Here is a 16,774-nt window from a genome sequence, read left to right on the forward strand (position 1 = left end):
CGGCTGCACCCCGCGGGCGCCCTGCCGGCCGTCGTCCGCGGGTCAGCTGCCGTCGCGCAGGTCCTTCGGCCAGTGCGGGCGGTACTCGATGCCGTCGTAGGTGACGACGCAGCCCTCGCCCATGGGCGACTGGGTCATGAAGCCGACGAGGGCCGCCCCGGTCTCCTTCTCCTCGCCGAGCGTGAAGAGCCGGACGAAGGTCCACCGCTTGCCGTCGCGCGAGGCGTGGAAGGCGAAGGCCCGCCCGGTCCGGCTGACCCGGAACCAGATGGAACTGCCCTCCACCGTGAAGGAGTTGGCGTCGTCGGAGTGTCCACGGGTGACCACCGTGCACACCGTCGGCACGTCCGGCGAGTACTCCAGGCAGAGCTTCGCCCAGGCACGCTCGCCCACGTGGACGTAGAGGACACCCGCGTCGAAGGCCGCCCCGAAGCCGACCGTGACCCGGGCGATCAGCTGGAAGTCCCCCTCGGGCGCGCCCAGCAGCCTGGGCGCGTCGGAGGCGGGGTCGAGCCCCTCACCGGTGGGCGTCACGAACCGGTCCTGGCGGGGGCCCGCCCAGCCGGCGAGCACCCCGTCCTCGTAGGACCAGTGACCGTCGGGTCCGTACGTGCGCAGGGAGAAGGGAAGTTCGGGGAGTTCGACGTCCATTGCGCGAGTCTCTCAGGTCCGTCCCCGCGCCCCGGAGGGGGCGCGGGAAAGTGGCAGACGCGGCTCCGGCGCTGCTACCGCTCCAGGCGCCCGTCGAAGCGGCGCGGCAGCCCCAGCGGGTTGTCGTCGCGCAGTTCCGGCGGCAGCAGCGCCTCGGGGGCGTTCTGGTACGCCACCGGCCGCAGCCACCGCTCGACGGCGGTGCCGCCGACGGAGGTCGAGGTGGACGTCGTCGCCGGGTACGGGCCGCCGTGGTGCTGTGCCGGGGCGACCGCGACACCGGTCGGCCAGCCGTTGACCAGGACGCGTCCGGCGAGCGGGGTCAGCTCGGCGAGGATCTCGGCGCCGCGGCCCTCGCCCGCGGCCTCCTCGGCGGAGAGCTGGACGGTCGCGGTGAGGTTGCCGGGCAGCCGGGAGAGGACCGCGCTCGCCTCGGACTCGTCCTCGTAGCGCGCGACCACCGTGAGGGGTCCGAAGCACTCCTCCAGGAGCAGGTCGTGCTCGCCCTCGGTGGCGAGCCGGTGCGCGGGCACGGTCAGGAAGCCGGGGCTCACCGTGTGCTCGCTGCCGGCGCCCGGGGTCACCGGGGTCTCCACCTCGGGGAGTTCGGCCCGCTCGGCGACCCCGGCGATGAAGTTGTCGCGCATCCGGTGGTCGAGCAGGACACCGGCGTCGGTGTCGCTGACGGCGTCGGTCAGGGACTTCACCAGCCGGTCGCCGGCGGCTCCGGCGGGCGCGAGCACGAGGCCGGGCTTCACGCAGAACTGGCCGACGCCCAGCGTCATCGAGCCCGCGAGGCCGGCGCCGATCGCCTCGGCGCGCTCGGCGGCGGCGGCCTCGGTCACGACCACGGGATTGAGCGAGCCGAGTTCGCCGTGGAAGGGGATCGGCACGGGGCGTGCGGCGGCGGCATCGAAGAGGGCCCGGCCGCCGCGGACCGAACCGGTGAACCCGGCGGCGGCGATCAGGGGGTGCTTGACCAGGTCGACGCCTGCCTGGAAGCCGTGCAGCAGGCCGATGACGCCCTCGGGGATGTCATGGCGGGCGGCGGCCCGGCGCAGGACGGCCGCGACCAGCTCGGAGAGGGCGGGGTGGTCCGGGTGGGCCTTGACGACGACCGGGCAGCCGGCCGCCAGCGCGCTCGCGGTGTCGCCGCCCGCGACCGAGAACGCGAAGGGGAAGTTGGAGGCGGAGTAGACGGCGACGACGCCGAGCGGCACCTTGTAGCGGCGCAGGTCCGGGACGGGCGGGGTCGCCGTGTCGTCGGGGTGGTTGATGATCACGTCGAGGAAGGCGCCCTCGTCGACGATGTCCGCGAAGGCTCGCAACTGATAGCAGGTGCGGGCGAGTTCCCCGGTGAGCCGGACCGGGCCGAGCGCGCTCTCCGCGTCGGCGGCCTCGACGAGCTGCTCGCGGGCGCCTTCGAGGACGTCCGCGGCGGTGCGCAGGAACGCGGCGCGCACGGTGCGGTCGGCGAGGGCCGGGCGGGCGGCGTGGGCGGCGCGGACGGCGTCGTCCACTTCCTGGGCTGTGGCCTCCACCGCAACCTGTTCACGCTGCTTCCCGGTACGGGGGTCGACACTCCAGACTGGTGCTGCTGCCACCGCGGGTCCCTCCAGATGTGATGCCGCAGTTCTTGTGTCACTCACCAGGGCGTTCGATATACTGAACGCTGTCTCTGATGATGAATATGCTGTCGGAGACTATTTCCCGTCCAACGAAGGGGTCAAGGGCGATGTCGGCAGGCGAGACAGGCGGCGGGGCGCAGGTCAAGTCCGCGGTGCGGACCGTGGAATTGCTCGAGTACTTCGCCGGCCGGCCCGGAATGCACTCCCTGGCCGCGGTCCAGGAGGCCGTCGGCTATCCCAAGTCCAGCCTGTACATGCTGCTGCGCACGCTCGTGGAGCTCGGCTGGGTGGAGACCGACGCGACGGGCACGCGGTACGGCATCGGGGTGCGCGCGCTGCTCGTCGGCACGTCGTACATCGACGGCGACGAGGTGGTGGCCGCGGCCCGGCCCACACTCGACCGGCTGTCCGACGACACCACGGAGACCATCCACCTCGCGCGCCTGGACGGCACGAACGTGGTCTACCTCGCCACCCGCCAGTCCCAGCACTACCTGCGCCCGTTCACGAGGGTGGGCCGCCGGCTCCCCGCGCACTCCACGTCGCTGGGCAAGGCACTGCTCGCCACGCACACGGACGAGCAGGTCCGCAAGATGCTCCCGGAGACCCTGCCCGCACTGACCGAACACACGATCACCGACCGGGAGAAGCTCATCGAGGAGCTGCACCAGGTACGGGAGCAGGGCTTCGCCGTGGACCGCGAGGAGAACACACTGGGGCTGCGCTGCTTCGGCGTCGCCATCCCCTACCGCACGCCGGCCCGCGACGCGATCAGCTGCTCGGTGCCGGTGGCCCGGCTCACCCCCGCGCACGAACAGATGGTCAAGGACGCGCTGTTCGACGCGCGCGACCGTCTGACCCTGGCGACGCGCCGGCTCTGACGGGTCAGGCACGTCTCCCCCGCGCGGCGGAGGCGGATCGTCGCCGGGCACGACGTGCGGCGGGACCCGTCACGGCAGCGTGGAGGGCATGACGCAGACATCCACCGCCGGGCCGGACACGCCGCCGCAGTCGGAACCGTCCTGGGGAGGGCCCGGCCGGGCGCGCCGGGCCCTTCGCACCGTCGCCGTCGTCTCCTGCGTGCCCTATCTGACCCTCAAGATCGCCTGGGTGGCGGGAAGCCGTATCGGCATACCTGAAGGCAGCTCGCTGCTGGACCACCGCGTCGGCATGGCCGTCGCCAACGGTCTGAGCGTGCTGCTCGACAGCGCGGTGATCGTGCTCGCGCTGCTGCTGACCCGGCCATGGGGCCTGCGCGTCCCCTCCTGGCTGCTCGCCTTCCCCATGTGGGTGGCGACCGGCCTGCTCACGCCGATCATGACCGGCTACCCGATGCAGCTCCTCGTGCGGCTCCTCGGTGGTTCGGGGCGCGAGCCGGCCGGCGCGGGCCGCGAACCGTTCCTGGACGAATGGGTCTTCGGCGTCGTCTACACCGGGTTCATCGTGCAGGGCCTCGCACTGGGCACGCTGTTCGTGCTGTACGCGCGGGACCGCTGGGCCCACCTGTGGCGGGGCCGGGTGCGGGAGCTGTCCGCCGGTCCCGTCGGCGCCGCCCGGCGGGCCACGGCGGTCGCCGCCGCCGTGCTCACGCTGTTCCCGCTCACCACGCACCTGGTGTGGGCCTGCGGCGGCACGGCGGGGCTGAGCGCCGGGCGGATCGCCGACCGGTCCGGGGACTTCCGGGTGCTGGAGGCGATGTACGTGGTCTATCTGCTGTGCACGGTCGCGGGCGCCTGGATGCTCGCCTTCCGGCGCGGCCGGGACCTGCCCGTGGCCGTGCCGCTCGCCCTCGGCTGGGCAGGTTCCGGCGCGGTGGCGTGCTGGGGCGGCTGGATGTCGCTGGCGGGCCTGGGCGGTGGGGACGACGCCGATCGCCCGACGGGCCTGGTGAACCTCACCTACTCTGTGCAGATGATCGTCGGCGTGCTCGTGGTCACCCTCGGCGCGTACTTCTTCGCGGAGCGGTCCGCTGCCGCCGGGCCACCGCGGCGTACCGCGTGAGGGGGGCCGCGTGAGGGGGGTCGCCCGCTTCCTGTTCGGCAGGCGGGCCCGTCGGCGATGGGTCCACCTGATCCTCGGCGGCGCACTCGCCATGCCGTACGTGCTGGTCGGCGAGGTGATCGTCGGGCCCGCCACCGGCTCGCAGCACGTGTTCGACTCGCTGCCGCTCCAACTCCTCTCGTTCGCCGTCGGGTTGCCGCTCGCCGCGATCACCGCGCTGTTCCCGCCGACCCGGCCGATGTCGGTGGCCGCGGTGCGCGCCCTGTGCGGCATCGGCGGCGACGTGCTCGCCGAGGGTCCCGCGCGGACCTGGGCGGCCCGTCGGCGGGCCGCGGGCTGGTTCACCCTGCACCTCGGGTTCGGCGGGATCATCAGCGGGATGTCGCTGGCCGTACCGCCGTTCGCGGCCGTCCTGATCGCGCTGCCCGCCGTCTCCCTGCTGCGCGACTCACGCCTGGGACTGCCCGAAGTCCTCGACCACGGCTGGGCGTTGGCGCTCTCCCCGGTCGCCGGGATCGCCACGCTGATCGCGCTCGCGGGCTGCGCCGCCGGGTCCGGCGGGCTGCTGGCCCGCTGGGCGCCCCGACTGCTCGGCCCCACGCCCGAGGACCGGCTCGCGGCGGCCGAACGCCGGGCCGCCGACCTCGCCGTGCGCAACCGCCTCGCCCGCGAGCTGCACGACTCGGTCGGTCATGCCCTCAGCGCGGTCACCCTCCAGGCGAGCGCCGCCCGCCGGGTCCTCGACTCCGACCCGGACTTCGTCCGGGAGGCGCTCGCCGCCATCGAGGACACCACGCGGCGCACGGTCGGCGAACTGGACGCGGTCCTCGGCATGTTGCGGGAGGGCGACGACCGGGAGGGGCGGCCCGGCCCGGAAGCGGAGCCGGGGCCCGGCCCCAGGGAGCCCGCCACCCCCACACTCGACGCCGACCTCGACGGCCTGCTGCGCCGCACCCGCGCCGGCGGCCTGCGCGTCACGGCCGCCGTCGAGGTGCGCCCGGAGACCCTGCCGCCGCTGGTGTCGCGTGAGGCGTACCGCATCGTGCAGGAGGCACTGAGCAACGCGCTGAAGCACGCCGGTCCCGGCACCTGTGTCACGCTGCGGATCGCGCTCACCGGCGACGGGCCGCGCACGGAGCTGCGCATGACCGCCGAGAACCCGGTGTCCGCGGCGGTCCCCGCGCCCCGTCCCGGCGGCGGGCACGGTCTGCGCGGCATCGCCGACCGTGCCCGCCTCCTCGGCGGCACGGCCGAGGCCGGCCCCGCCGATGGGCTGTGGCGCCTGGCCGTGCGCCTGCCCGTACGACCGCCCGCCGAGAGAAGCGAGGAGCCCGCATGACCGGCCCGTCCCCCGGCACCGCTCCCCTGCGCATCGTCGTCGCCGACGACGAGCGCATGGTGCGCACCGCCCTGCGCGTGATCCTCGAAGCCGAGCCCGGCCTGGAGGTGGTCGGCGAGGCGGCCACCGGCGCCGAGGCCGTGTCGGTCGTGCGGGAGCTGGCCCCGGACGTCGTGCTCATGGACGTGCGGATGCCCGAGGTCGACGGCATCCGCGCCACCGAGCAGATCCTCGCGACCCTGCCGGACCCCCCGCGCATCGTCGTCGTGACCACCTTCGAGAACGACGCCCATGTGTACGAGGCGCTGCGCGCCGGAGCCGCGGGGTTCCTGCTCAAGCGGGCCGACGCGGACGCGCTCGTGCAGGCCGTGCGGCTGGTGGCGCGCAGCGACACGCTGCTGTTCCCGTCGGCGGTGCGCGCGCTGGCCGCCGGACACGCCCGGCACCGTCCCGCGCCACCGCCGTGGGTGGCGAAGCTCACCGCGCGGGAGGGGGACGTGCTGCGGCTGATGGCGACGGGGCTCACCAACGCCGAGATCGCCGCGCGCATGGGAGTGGGGCCGGCCACGGTGAAGTCGCACGTGGCGGCGGTGCTGGCGAAGACGGGAACGCGGGACCGCACCCAGGCGGTGATCGCCGCCTACGAGGCCGGCTTCATGAAGGGTGGATGAGAAACCGGGGCGGAAGGGAACGATCCGCCCGCCTCCACTCGTCCTTCTGAGCGGGATGAACAAGACGATCAGGCGGGCCGCCGTCTTCTCTCTGCTGCTCGTGCTCGCGCTGCTGGTCAGGGCGACCTGGGTGCAGTTCTACGACGGCAAGGCGCTCGCGGAAGACAAGGACAACCGGCGGAACGCGATCTCGCTGTACGCGAACCCGCTCGGGAACATCATCGTGGCCGGCGACGCGATCACCGGTTCCGCGCCGACGAAGGGCGGCGACCTCAAGTACAAGCGGACGTACAAGGACGGCAGCCTGTACGCGGCGGTCACCGGGTACAGCTCGCAGGTGTACGGGGCGACCCAGCTGGAGGGCATCTACCGTGATCTGCTGGACGGTACGGACACTCAGCTGAAGAACCCGCTGGACGCGCTCACCAACAAGCACGCCGACCCGGGTGACGTGATCACGACGATCGACCCGGACGTGCAGAAGGCGGTGTACGACGCGCTCGGCGACAAGAAGGGCGGAGCCGTCGCGATCGACCCGAAGACGGGCAAGATCCTCGCGGCCGTCTCCACACCGTCGTACGACCCGACGACGATCTCCGCGGGCAACGACAGCGTCTGGCAGAAGCTGAAGAAGGACGCCGACAAGCCGCTGGTCAACCGCGCGCTGCGGCAGCCGCTGCCGCCGGGCTCGACGTTCAAGCTGGTCGTCGCGGCCGCCGCGCTGGAGGACGGGCTGTACTCGGACGTGGACGCGAAGACGGACAGCCCCGACCCGTACACACTGCCGGGCACGAGCCGCGTCCTGAAGAACGAGAACAGCTCGGCCCCCTGCGAGGACGCCTCCATCCGCGTCGCGCTCCAGTACTCCTGCAACAACGTCTTCGCGAAGATGGCCGTCGACCTGGGCCAGGACAAGGTCAGGGCGATGGCGGAGAAGTTCGGCTTCAACGACGAGGAGCAGGACGTGCCGGTGCGGGCCTACGCCAGCGTGTACCCCTCGGGCATGGACAGGTCCTCGACGGCGCTGACCGGCATCGGCCAGTTCGACGTGACGGCGACGCCGCTCCAGATGGCCATGGTGTCCGCCGCGATCGCCAACGACGGCAAGCTGGTCTCGCCGCACATGGTGGCGCAGACCAGCGACGCCGACGGGGACGTCCTGAAGAACTACGACGACAACACGCGGACGAAGGAGATCGTCAGCTCGTCCACGGCGCAGCAGCTCCAGTCGGCGATGCAGACGGTCGTCGAGGACGGCACGGGCACGAACGCCAGGATCTCCGGCGCGACCGTGGGCGGCAAGACCGGCACGGCCCAGCACGGCGAGAACAACAGCGAGACGCCCTACGCCTGGTTCACGTCGTACGCGAAGTCCGACTCCACCGGCAAGGAGGTCGCCGTCGCGGTGATGGTCGAGCAGTCCGACGCGACCCGTTCCGAGGTCAGCGGCAACGGCCTGGCGGCGCCGGTCGCGAAGGCCGCGATGCGGGCCGCGCTGAAGGGCTGAGCGCCACCCGCGAAGGGCCCCGCACCCCCGTCCGGGTGCGGGGCCCTCGTCGTCACTTCACGCCGAGGATCTGCTCGATCGGGTCGATCGCGAAGTACACGAGGAACAGTGCCGAGGAGGCCCACAGCAGCCAGTGGACCTCCTTCGCCTTGCCGAGGACCGTCTTGATCAGGACGTAGGCCAGGAAGCCCGCGCCGATGCCGTTCGTGATCGAGTAGGTGAACGGCATCACGGCGATGGTCAGGAAGGCGGGGATGGCGATCTCGTACCTGTCCCAGTCGATGTGCTTGACCTGGGTCATCATCAGGAAGCCGACTGCGACGAGCGCGGGCGCGGCGGCCTGCAGCGGGACGATCGTGAGCAGCGGGGTCAGGAACAGCGCGAGCGCGAAGAGCGCGCCGGTGACCAGGTTCGCGAAGCCGGTACGGGCTCCCTCGCCGACGCCCGCCGCCGACTCGATGTACGAGGTCGAGGAGGAGGCCGAGGCGGCACCGCCGGCCACCGCGGCGGCGCCGTCGATGAGCAGGACCCGGCCGAGGTCGGGCACCTTGCCCTCCTCGTCCAGCAGGCCGGCCTCGGCGCTGATGCCGACGACGGTGCCCATCGTGTCGAAGAAGTCGGACAGGACGAGCGTGAAGATCAGCAGGACGACCGTGATCGCGCCGGTCTCTCCGAAGGCACCGAACAGGCTGAAGTGACCGAGCAGTCCGAAGTCCGGTGAGGCCACCACGTCGTCGGGGAGCTTCGGCGTGGTCAGTCCCCAGCTCTTGATGTCGGCCGCGGAGTTGATGACGATCGCCACGATCGTCATGGTCACGATGCTGATCAGGATCGCGCCCTTGACCTTGCGGGCGAGCAGACCGATGGTCAGCAGCACGCCGAGACAGAAGACGAGGACCGGCCAGCCGGTCAGCGTGCCGGTGCCGCCGAGCTGCACCGGGACCGTGGTGCTCGCGACGTCCGGGATGCGGGTGACGAATCCGGCGTCGACGAAGCCGATGAAGGCGATGAACAGACCGATGCCGACACTGATCGCCTGCTTCAGCGGTTGCGGGATGGCGTGCATGACCGCTTCACGCAGGCCCGTCACCACCAGTACGCAGATCAGCAGGCCCTCCAGGACGATCAGGCCCATCGCGTCGTCCCAGCTCATCAGCGGGGCGATCTGGAAGGCGACGACCGCGTTGAGGCCGAGGCCCGCGGCGAGTGCGAGCGGGAGGTTGCCGCCGATGCCCATGACGACGGTCATGACGGCGGCCACCAGGGCGGTGGCGGTGGTCAGTTGGACGGCGTCGAGCTGGTGCCCGAACTTGTCCTTGGCGCTGCCCAGAATGATCGGGTTCAGGACAAGGATGTAGGCCATCGTGAAGAACGTGGCGAAGCCGCCGCGTATCTCCCGGCCGAAGGTGGAGCCCCGGGCGGATATCTTGAAGAACCCGTCGACGCTGTTCGCCGCGGGGGGCGCGGCACTTGGCCGGTCGGCCACCTTCTGGGATTCGGACATGGCGTTGCTCCTCGATGCCTGCGTGCTGGGTGTGCGGATGCTGGCTGGATTGTTCCCGCGTCGCACCGGTTTCAGGTTTTCTCCGTGTTACGGAATCGAGTTCGGCCTGCCATACGGCGTTCGAAGCTCCGTACGGACGCTGATACGCTCTCGCATCCCGCCCCACGGACACGTCACTTCGTCACGGGTGGCACACGGGGTGGCATGACCACGCACCTGCACCGGTGCCCGGAGCCGCAGCGAGGAGAGGTCACCCGTGGGCACGGTCCTCGACGACAACGCCTCTGTGGAGTTCCACGCCTTCTTCGAGCGGCACTACGCCGAACTCTCCCGCCTCGCAGCCCTGTTGACGGGCGAACCGGACGTCGCGGACGATCTGGCGGCGGACGCGCTGCTCGCCCTGTGGCACCGCTGGGACCGGGTGCGCGCGGCGGACCACCCGGTGGCGTACGCGCGCGGTGTGGTCGCCCATCTCGCCCGCAGCCGCATCCGCAGCGCGGTGCGCGAGCGGCGGCGGATCACGCTGTTCTGGTCGAGCCGTGAGGACAGGGCCGAGAACCCCGATGTGCCGGGTGCGATCGACGTCCAGGAGGCGCTGCGCAGACTGCCGTTCCGCAAGCGGGCCTGCGTCGTGCTGCGGCACGCGTTCGACCTCTCGGAGAAGGACACGGCCCTCGCCCTCGGTGTGTCCGTGGGTACGGTGAAGAGCCAGACCTCGAAGGGCATGGCGGAGCTGAAGCGGCTCCTCGGCACCGACGGGACGCCGGTGCGGCTGCATGCGGGAGCGCTGCCCGCGGGTGGAGCCGGAGGGTCGGACCGATGAGGAGGGCGCGGGACGTGCACGACGAGCTGCGCGCCGGGCTGCGGGACGCCGCCGAGGCGCACGAGCCCGACCGCGCGCACATCCTGGCCCGGGTGGAGCGCGGCATGGCCGGCGTTCGGGAGCGGCGGCCCGCACGGCGCGGGGCGGCTGGGCCTCTGCTCGGATGGGTCCGGGTCGTGGGTGCCACGGCGGCCGTCGCCGGAGTCCTCGCGGTGGGCGGTTACGCCGTCGCCTCGGCGGTGCGGGACGGGACGCCGCAGCGGACCGTCGCGGTCTCGCCGACCCCCGAACCGTCGCCGTACACGACGGGCCGCACGCCGGCCGCCGGGAGCGAGGACGGTCCGCTGTGGTCCGACGGCTCGGTCGACCCGCACAGCAACGACTTCTGGGCGCAGAGCAGTGTGACGGTGAGGACGAGCCGGCAACTGTCGGCGCTCACGGTCCGGTTGAGGATCCGGCAGACCGGTGGGGTGAGCGAAACGGGTGCCTGGCGGTCACTGCCCGAGGACGACTTCACGACCACCGTCCGGGAGCGGGACGGCTTCCTCGTCTACACCTGGGTTCTGAAGCCGGGGCGTACGGTCTGGCCCGGCGAGTGGGTCTTCGCGGGGCAGTACGACCACGAGCGCGGCGGCCGGGACGCGAAGGACGACCGGTACACGGCCACGGCCGTGTCGGGCGGCGGACGGTCCGCCGTCGCCGGTGACTTCGCGGACGACGGGACGACCTCCGACGGCGCTTCGTGAACCGGCCCGGACATCACTTGCGAAGAGACCGCCCTGGGGAACAACCGGACGTTCGATTCCGACGTCCTTTCCCTTGTGTGGACCTGCTGGCCTGAGCCCCCCTCGGTCAGCAGAGAACGCCCCCGCCGGTGACGACCGGCGGGGGCGTTCGTCTCCCAGGAGGGCTCAGCTCACGAAGTACGTCGGGTTCGGGAGCTTGTACGTCCTGTCGGCGTAGCCGCCGTCGAGGTCGGAGTACTGGTCGCCGAAGTTGGCGACGATCTCGTACCCGAGGGACTCGATGTGCTTGCGGGTGCCGGACTTGTACTGCACGGTCGTGCAGTTCCAGGCGGTGGCCGTGGCACAGTCGCTCAGGTAGGCGGGCGGGTTGGCCGCGTCCTTGAGGAACATGTGGTCGGCGTCGAGGTTGACGTCGGCGCCGACCTTCTTGAGGTTCTTGACGGCGTCGGCGCGCTGCGACTCCTTCAGGCCCGAGTTGTAGAAGACCTCGACGCCCTTGGACCGCGCGTACTCGACGAGTGCGGGGGTGCCGAAGACCGCCGGACGGTCGGCCTGGGCTACGTACGCGGCCCAGGAGGCCGAGTTGTACGTGTAGTTGGTCTTCTTCTCGTAGTCGAGGGAGAGCAGCAGCGTGTCGTCGACGTCGAAGACGACCGCGGGCTTCTCGCCGTGGTGGCGGGCCTTGTGCGCCGCCTTGTCGATGTAGCGCTCGGCGTCGGACTCGATGCGCGCCAGGTCCTTGGCGTACGGGCTGTCCGGGGAGGCCTGGTACACGCCGTTGCTGTCGAGCGTCGTGCCGTAGTAGGTGTCGATGTCCTTGGCCAGGACCCCGATGTTGTAGGGCTCGTGGGTCGAGTTCGCGGTCGACTGACCGGCGGTGGCCGCACCGGCGCCGTACAGGGCGGCGCCGGCGACGGCACAGGCGGCGGCGATGGCCGCGATGCGTGGCTTATGCATGACAGGTTTCTACGCGCGTCACCCAGGGGAACGCGAGGCCCGTTGCCCGATCGATACATACTCCACAGGCAACGGGCCCCGGCGGCACCGGAGAACCCGGCGCCGTCACCGCCGGCGGGCGCCGGCGGATCAGTGGTCCTTCCAGGGTGCCCAGTCGCCGAGATGTGTCTCGCGGGTGGCGGACTCGGCCTCCTCGGGGGTGAGTTGGGGCCGGTTGGCGGGGACCGTGACGGCCGCACCCGGTCCCGCGTTGCGGTACTCGGCGAAGCGCTGGTTCTGCCACGGGTGGGCGGACGACATGTCGGCGTAGGGCGCGACCGCGTCGGTCCCGGCGTCCAGACGGGTCTCGCGCACCGTCAGCATCGGCCGGGCGGTGGTGTCCGAGCTGGGCACCCAGGGGCGGGCCAGTTTGTAGTACCCGTCGGGGGCTGCGCTGGTGATCCGGCCGCGGACGACCAGGTAGCCGTGCGGAGCGGCGACCGCGGTGGACGGCGCGAAGACGAAGCCGTACGGGGCGGACGCCAGGTCGGTGCGGTCGAGCGTGTGGAAGTGGCAGTGCTCGTACACCGCCGTGGCCCGGCCGAAGACGAAGTCGACGTCGCCCTCGACGTAGCAGTCGCGGTAGTACTGGCGGGCGAAGGTGCCGAGCGCGATCGAGTCGGCGTACAGCGTGTCCTGATGGCCCAGGAACCGGCAGTGGTGGAAGGCAGAACGGTCGCCCTGGACCTTGACCGCGACGGCCTGGGTGCCGGTGATGCCGGGGTGGTCCGCGCGCAGCCAGTCGTTGGCGAAGGTGACCCAGCGGGCCGTGAAGCCGTCGGTGCGCACGGTGGTCGTGGCCGAGCCGGAGGTGCCGTAGGTGCCCGAACCGTCCGGCTTCGGTGTGCCGCCCGCGTTGTCGTACACGACGACGACGTCGTGCGGGTCCTCGGAGGCGCCGATCCACGTCATCCCGGTGCCCGCGACGCCGGGCAGGCCGGTGGCCGGGTCGGTGACCCCGACCGAGACGGTCTCGCGGTACACACCGGGTGCGATGACCAGTGTGTGCCGGGCGCCCGTCGCGGCGTTCACCGCGGCCTGGACGGTGGTGTGGTCGCCGAGGCCGCCGGGATGGACGTACAGGGTCCGCTCGGTGAGCCGCGCGGACGGCGACCCGTACCGCCCGAAGGGCCTGCCGTGACGCCGTGCCGCCGACCGGGGCGCGGCGGTCGCGGGGGCCGCGAGCAGCGGAGCCAGCACGGCTCCGCTGCTCGCGGCGACGAACGCCCGTCTGCCGAACGGGTGCCCGGCCATGTCAGCAGATCCTTCCGGCGCCCGCCCGGTGGTCGACGAGGCCCGGGACGGCCTTCGGTGGGTCGACCTTCGTGCGCAGGGTGGGAGTCCAGCCGGCACCGGACCGGAGCGTCTCGGCCGGGATCTCCGCGTTGTGCACGGCGATCAGGTCGGTCTTCCTGCCGTTGACGTAGTTGTCGGCGGCGGTGAGCGGCGCCTCCTTCCACTTCTTCAGGATCGTCGCGGCGCTGATCTGCTCGGGCAGCGTGAACGCGTTGTGCTCGGCCACGAGCTGGGACTCCATGCCGATGCCGAAGCTGTAGGAGTACGTGGAGTCGGCCACGAAGTGGTTGTTGTAGGAGTCGACCTGGCCGAAGCGGACGCGGGGCGCGCGCTCGACGAGACCGGCGAACAGGTTGTGGTGGAACGTGGCCTTCAGGTGCCCCCGGTCGACGGCGGCGGTCGCCGCGCTGTCGCTGTTGCCGATCAGGATCGTCTTGTCGTGGTCCGCGAACACGTTCCAGGAGGCGGTCACGTAGTCCGCGCCCTTGACGATGTCGAGTTCTCCGTCGTGCTGTTCGTAGATCCGGCCGTAGTACGTCGGCAGGGTGCTGTCCGGGTGCTCCCCGTCGGTGAACGTGTTGTGGTCCAGCCAGACGTGTGTGGAGCCGTACACCACGGCGCTGTCGTACTCGGAGTTCCAGTTCCCGGTGTCGCCGTCGGTGGGGTCCCACTGCGGGAAGCAGTCGAGGGGGCTCTCGAAGGCGAGGTTGCGGACGATGACGTTGTCGACGTCCTTGATCTGGAGGCTGGCGCCCTTGAAGCCCGCGTCCTCGCCGATGCCGATCAGCGTCGTGTCGGCGGGGACGGAGGCCTTGATGGCGGTGTCCTGGCGGGCGGCGGAGGCGCGGCGCAGTCCCTCGGGGCTGTCGTCGGGTTCGGCCGACAGGTCGGTGTCGTAACCCCAGTTCTCCGGCGAGTACTTCTGCAGATAGACGTCGAAGTCGTAGCCGTCGGCGGCGAAGGAGTCGCAGCCGTCGGCGTTGGCGTCGATGGTGCCCTTCACCTTGATGATCTTCGGGGCGGTGCCTCCGGCGGCCAGGGCGGCCTTGAACCCGTCCCAGGTGGTGACGGTGTAGACGTGCGCGGCGTCGGCGGTGGATCCGCCGGTGGTGCCGGTGCCCGCGGAGGCCCATCCGTCGCGGGCCGCGAGGGTCTGGCGGGCGGGGTCGGCGGAGCGGGCCTCGGCGGTGGTGCCGGTGACGGCGAGGACGAGGGCGGTGCAGCCGATCAGCGCCGCGGCACGTGTCGCCGAACGTCGTATCGTGACATGCCCATGCCATTCGTGTGCGTTCATGGTGCGGCTCTCTTCCCGTCGGGTCGGGTGGCGGGTGGTGCTCGGTCAGGCCGTGGGCCAGGTGATCCAGGACTCGGGGATCTCGTCGTCGAGGCGGCGCACATCCCGGGGCGCGAGCACCCCGCGGCGCAGCAGCGCGGCGGCGACGAGACGGGCCACGGCGATCGCGCCGGGCGGGTTGAAGTGCGTGTTGTCCTGCTCGGTCGCGGTCCAGTTGAAGTACTTCTTCGTCTCCTCGGCACCGAGGCGCTGCCACAGGGCGAGGGACAGCGCCTGGATGTCGAGCAGTGCGACGTGCTCGTCCGCGGCGAGCGCGCGCATCGACGCCGGGTAGTCGCCGTGGGTCGGCACGGCGTTGCCGTCCGCGTCGAACTTCCTGCGTTCGACGGGCGTCGCGAGCACCGGACGCGCGCCCCGGGCCCGCGCACCGTCGAGGTACTGGCGCAAGTGGTCCTGGTACGTCGTCCAGGGCTCGGTGGAGCGGGTGGGGTCGGCGCTCTTCTCGTCGTTGTGGCCGAACTGGACGACGAGGAGGTCGCCGGGGCGGATCGCGTCGAGGACGACGTCCAGCCGGCCCTCGTCGATGAAGCTCTTCGAACTGCGGCCGTTCACCGCATGGTTGGCGACGGCGAGACCGTCGTGCAGGAAGAACGGCAGGGCCGTGCCCCAGCCGGTCTCGGGCGCCGCGTCGGCGTACTTCTGGGCGGCGGTGGAGTCGCCGGCGATGTAGAGGGTGCGACGCCGGTGCGCGGCCCGGGCCGTGCCGGTGGCCGCGAGGGCGAGGGGGACGGCGGCGAGCGCCGCCGAGGTGACCTGTCTTCGGCTGAGGGACATCTCGTCGTGCCTTTCAACAGGGGGTGGGATCCGCGCCCCCGACAGGGACGCGGGGCACTGCGCGACCGGCCGGCCCGACGGTCGGACGACGGCCGCGCAGTCGCTTCACCGCGCGTCCGGGCGGGTCATCCGTGGTTCTTCTTCCAGTCCGCCTGCGCGGCGTTGAGCTGGTCGGCCAGCGTGTCCAGGAACTGCTTCGCGGTCATCTTGCCGAGCAGCAGCTTCTGGAAGTTCGGCTCATTGTCGGCCTTGGAGATGGTGTTCCAGTCCGGCAGGTAGTACGGCAGCTGCACGATCTTGGTGCCGGTCCCGTTGAGCGCCTCGGCCGCCAGCTTGGTCGGCTCGGCCTGCTGGATCCATGCGTCCTTGGCCGCGTCGGTGTTCGCCGGCACCTGGCCCGCGGACTCGTTGAACTTGGAGTTCTCCTCGGCCGAGAGCGCGAACTCGATGAACTTCCAGGCGGCGGCCTTGTTCTTGCTCGACTTGAACAGGCTCAGCCCGTCGACGGGGTTGGACACCTGGACGCGCGTGCCGTCGTCCTGCGTCGGGTTCGGGATACCGCGGAACTTGTCCGCGCCGAGGGCCTTCAGGTGGTCCTGGTAGGAACCGAGGTTGTGGCTCAGCATGCCGATGGTGCCGCTGTCCCACTGGGCGACCATCTTGGTGAAGTCGTTGTTGACGTCCGCGGACGGGGTGTCCTTCTTGTACAGGGCCACGTACTTCTCCAGCGCGGCCACGTTCTTCGGATCGTTGACGGTGGTCTTGTCGCCGTTCCAGAACGAGGTGATGCCCGTCTGGCCGTACACCGCGTCCAGGGCCGGCGCGATCGCGCCCTCGCCGCCCCGGATGGTGAAGCCGAACGCGTTCTTGCCCTTGGCGGTGAGCTTGTCGGCCGCCGAGTAGAACTTCGACCAGGTCGTCGGGGCGTCCAGACCGGCCTTCTCGAACAGGTCGGTGCGGTACCACAGCGTGCCGTTGTTGGCGGAGGTCGGCACCTGGTAGAGCGTGTCGCCGCCGCCCGCGGCCCGGCTGCTGTCGAGCAGGTTCTTGCTGAGCCTGCCGTTCAGCGAGCTCTTCTCGACCCGGCTGTCCAGCGGCTCCAGCGCGCCCTGGACGGCGACCTCGGCGAGCATCGCCGTGCCCACACCGCCGACGTCGGGCAGGCCGCCGCCCTGGATGGCGGTGTCGTACTTGGACTGGGCGCTCGCCGCGGGGATGCCGACGTAGTTCACCTTGATGTCCGGGTACTTCTTCTCGAAGTCGGCGATGATCTGCTTCCAGATGTCGGTGCGGACACCGCCGTTGTTGTCCCAGAAGGTGATCTCGCCCTTGCCGGAGCCCTCGCCGCCCTTGTCACCGGCCGAGCCACTGCCGTCGTCGCCGCAGGCGGTGGCGGTCAGCGCGAGCACGGAACCCAGGGCGACGGCCGTCGCGGCACGCCTGCTTCTACGGATGCTGATCTTCATTGGTCGGCTCTCTTCTTC

The 16,774-nt window shown here is 71.4% G+C and carries 15 protein-coding genes; 7 read left to right on the forward strand and 8 right to left on the reverse strand.

All coding sequences use genetic code 11. From position 1 onward, the window contains the following. Window positions 1-42 precede the first annotated feature (42 nt). Both ACZ4IF_RS26245 and ACZ4IF_RS26250 read right to left on the reverse strand, forming a co-directional pair. Window positions 43-651: a DUF1349 domain-containing protein gene (locus ACZ4IF_RS26245; RefSeq protein WP_467566909.1), complete on the reverse strand. Its 609-nt coding sequence runs from the start codon at window positions 649-651 to the stop codon at window positions 43-45. A 74-nt stretch (window positions 652-725) separates the two neighbouring features. Further along, window positions 726-2,255, reverse strand: coding sequence for an aldehyde dehydrogenase (NADP(+)) (locus tag ACZ4IF_RS26250; protein ID WP_467566911.1), 1,530 nt, complete (start codon window positions 2,253-2,255; stop codon window positions 726-728). A gap of 131 nt (window positions 2,256-2,386) precedes the next feature. Here ACZ4IF_RS26250 and ACZ4IF_RS26255 point away from each other — a divergent pair, with 131 nt between their 5' ends. The 5 genes from ACZ4IF_RS26255 (at window position 2,387) to ACZ4IF_RS26275 (ending at window position 7,797) form a co-directional block, all read left to right on the forward strand. Beyond that, window positions 2,387-3,160: an IclR family transcriptional regulator gene (locus tag ACZ4IF_RS26255; protein ID WP_028803360.1), complete on the forward strand. Its 774-nt coding sequence runs from the start codon at window positions 2,387-2,389 to the stop codon at window positions 3,158-3,160. Between the two features lie 88 nt (window positions 3,161-3,248). Beyond that, on the forward strand, window positions 3,249-4,280 hold the full coding sequence (locus ACZ4IF_RS26260) for a hypothetical protein (RefSeq protein WP_467566914.1): 1,032 nt from the start codon (window positions 3,249-3,251) through the stop codon (window positions 4,278-4,280). 10 nt (window positions 4,281-4,290) lie between these two features. Beyond that, window positions 4,291-5,619 (forward strand): sensor histidine kinase, encoded by a 1,329-nt coding sequence (locus ACZ4IF_RS26265; RefSeq protein WP_467566917.1) that lies wholly within the window; start codon window positions 4,291-4,293, stop codon window positions 5,617-5,619. Then, complete coding sequence (locus ACZ4IF_RS26270) at window positions 5,616-6,290, forward strand: response regulator transcription factor (RefSeq protein ID WP_467566920.1); 675 nt, start codon at window positions 5,616-5,618, stop codon at window positions 6,288-6,290. The genes ACZ4IF_RS26265 and ACZ4IF_RS26270 overlap by 4 nt, the downstream gene beginning before the upstream one ends. Window positions 6,291-6,345: 55 nt before the next feature. After that, complete coding sequence (locus ACZ4IF_RS26275) at window positions 6,346-7,797, forward strand: peptidoglycan D,D-transpeptidase FtsI family protein (RefSeq protein ID WP_467566923.1); 1,452 nt, start codon at window positions 6,346-6,348, stop codon at window positions 7,795-7,797. A 52-nt stretch (window positions 7,798-7,849) separates the two neighbouring features. Here ACZ4IF_RS26275 and ACZ4IF_RS26280 read toward each other — a convergent pair whose 3' ends face one another. After that, window positions 7,850-9,301: an NCS2 family permease gene (locus ACZ4IF_RS26280; protein ID WP_467566926.1), complete on the reverse strand. Its 1,452-nt coding sequence runs from the start codon at window positions 9,299-9,301 to the stop codon at window positions 7,850-7,852. A 256-nt stretch (window positions 9,302-9,557) separates the two neighbouring features. Between ACZ4IF_RS26280 and ACZ4IF_RS26285 the strand changes: the two genes are divergently transcribed. Further along, window positions 9,558-10,124, forward strand: a complete 567-nt coding sequence (locus ACZ4IF_RS26285; protein WP_467566929.1) for a SigE family RNA polymerase sigma factor — start codon at window positions 9,558-9,560, stop codon at window positions 10,122-10,124. After that, on the forward strand, window positions 10,121-10,870 hold the full coding sequence (locus tag ACZ4IF_RS26290; protein ID WP_467566932.1) for a hypothetical protein: 750 nt from the start codon (window positions 10,121-10,123) through the stop codon (window positions 10,868-10,870). The genes ACZ4IF_RS26285 and ACZ4IF_RS26290 overlap by 4 nt, the downstream gene beginning before the upstream one ends. A 165-nt stretch (window positions 10,871-11,035) precedes the next feature. Here ACZ4IF_RS26290 and ACZ4IF_RS26295 read toward each other — a convergent pair whose 3' ends face one another. From ACZ4IF_RS26295 to ACZ4IF_RS26315, 5 genes are all read right to left on the reverse strand, one after another. Then, entirely contained in the window at window positions 11,036-11,827 is a 792-nt protein-coding gene (locus ACZ4IF_RS26295; RefSeq protein WP_467566935.1) for an HAD family acid phosphatase, read from the reverse strand. Window positions 11,828-11,956: 129 nt separating this feature from the next. Next, complete coding sequence (locus ACZ4IF_RS26300; protein ID WP_467566938.1) at window positions 11,957-13,120, reverse strand: pectinesterase family protein; 1,164 nt, start codon at window positions 13,118-13,120, stop codon at window positions 11,957-11,959. A 1-nt stretch (window position 13,121) separates the two neighbouring features. Beyond that, entirely contained in the window at window positions 13,122-14,456 is a 1,335-nt protein-coding gene (locus ACZ4IF_RS26305; protein ID WP_467566941.1) for a pectate lyase family protein, read from the reverse strand. Window positions 14,457-14,501: 45 nt separating this feature from the next. Then, on the reverse strand, window positions 14,502-15,290 hold the full coding sequence (locus ACZ4IF_RS26310; RefSeq protein WP_467566943.1) for a rhamnogalacturonan acetylesterase: 789 nt from the start codon (window positions 15,288-15,290) through the stop codon (window positions 14,502-14,504). Window positions 15,291-15,415: 125 nt separating this feature from the next. Further along, complete coding sequence (locus tag ACZ4IF_RS26315) at window positions 15,416-16,756, reverse strand: ABC transporter substrate-binding protein (protein ID WP_467566946.1); 1,341 nt, start codon at window positions 16,754-16,756, stop codon at window positions 15,416-15,418. Between the last annotated feature and the right edge of the window lie 18 nt (window positions 16,757-16,774).

It is taken from the genome of Streptomyces sp. NPDC025784, from assembly GCF_055558435.1.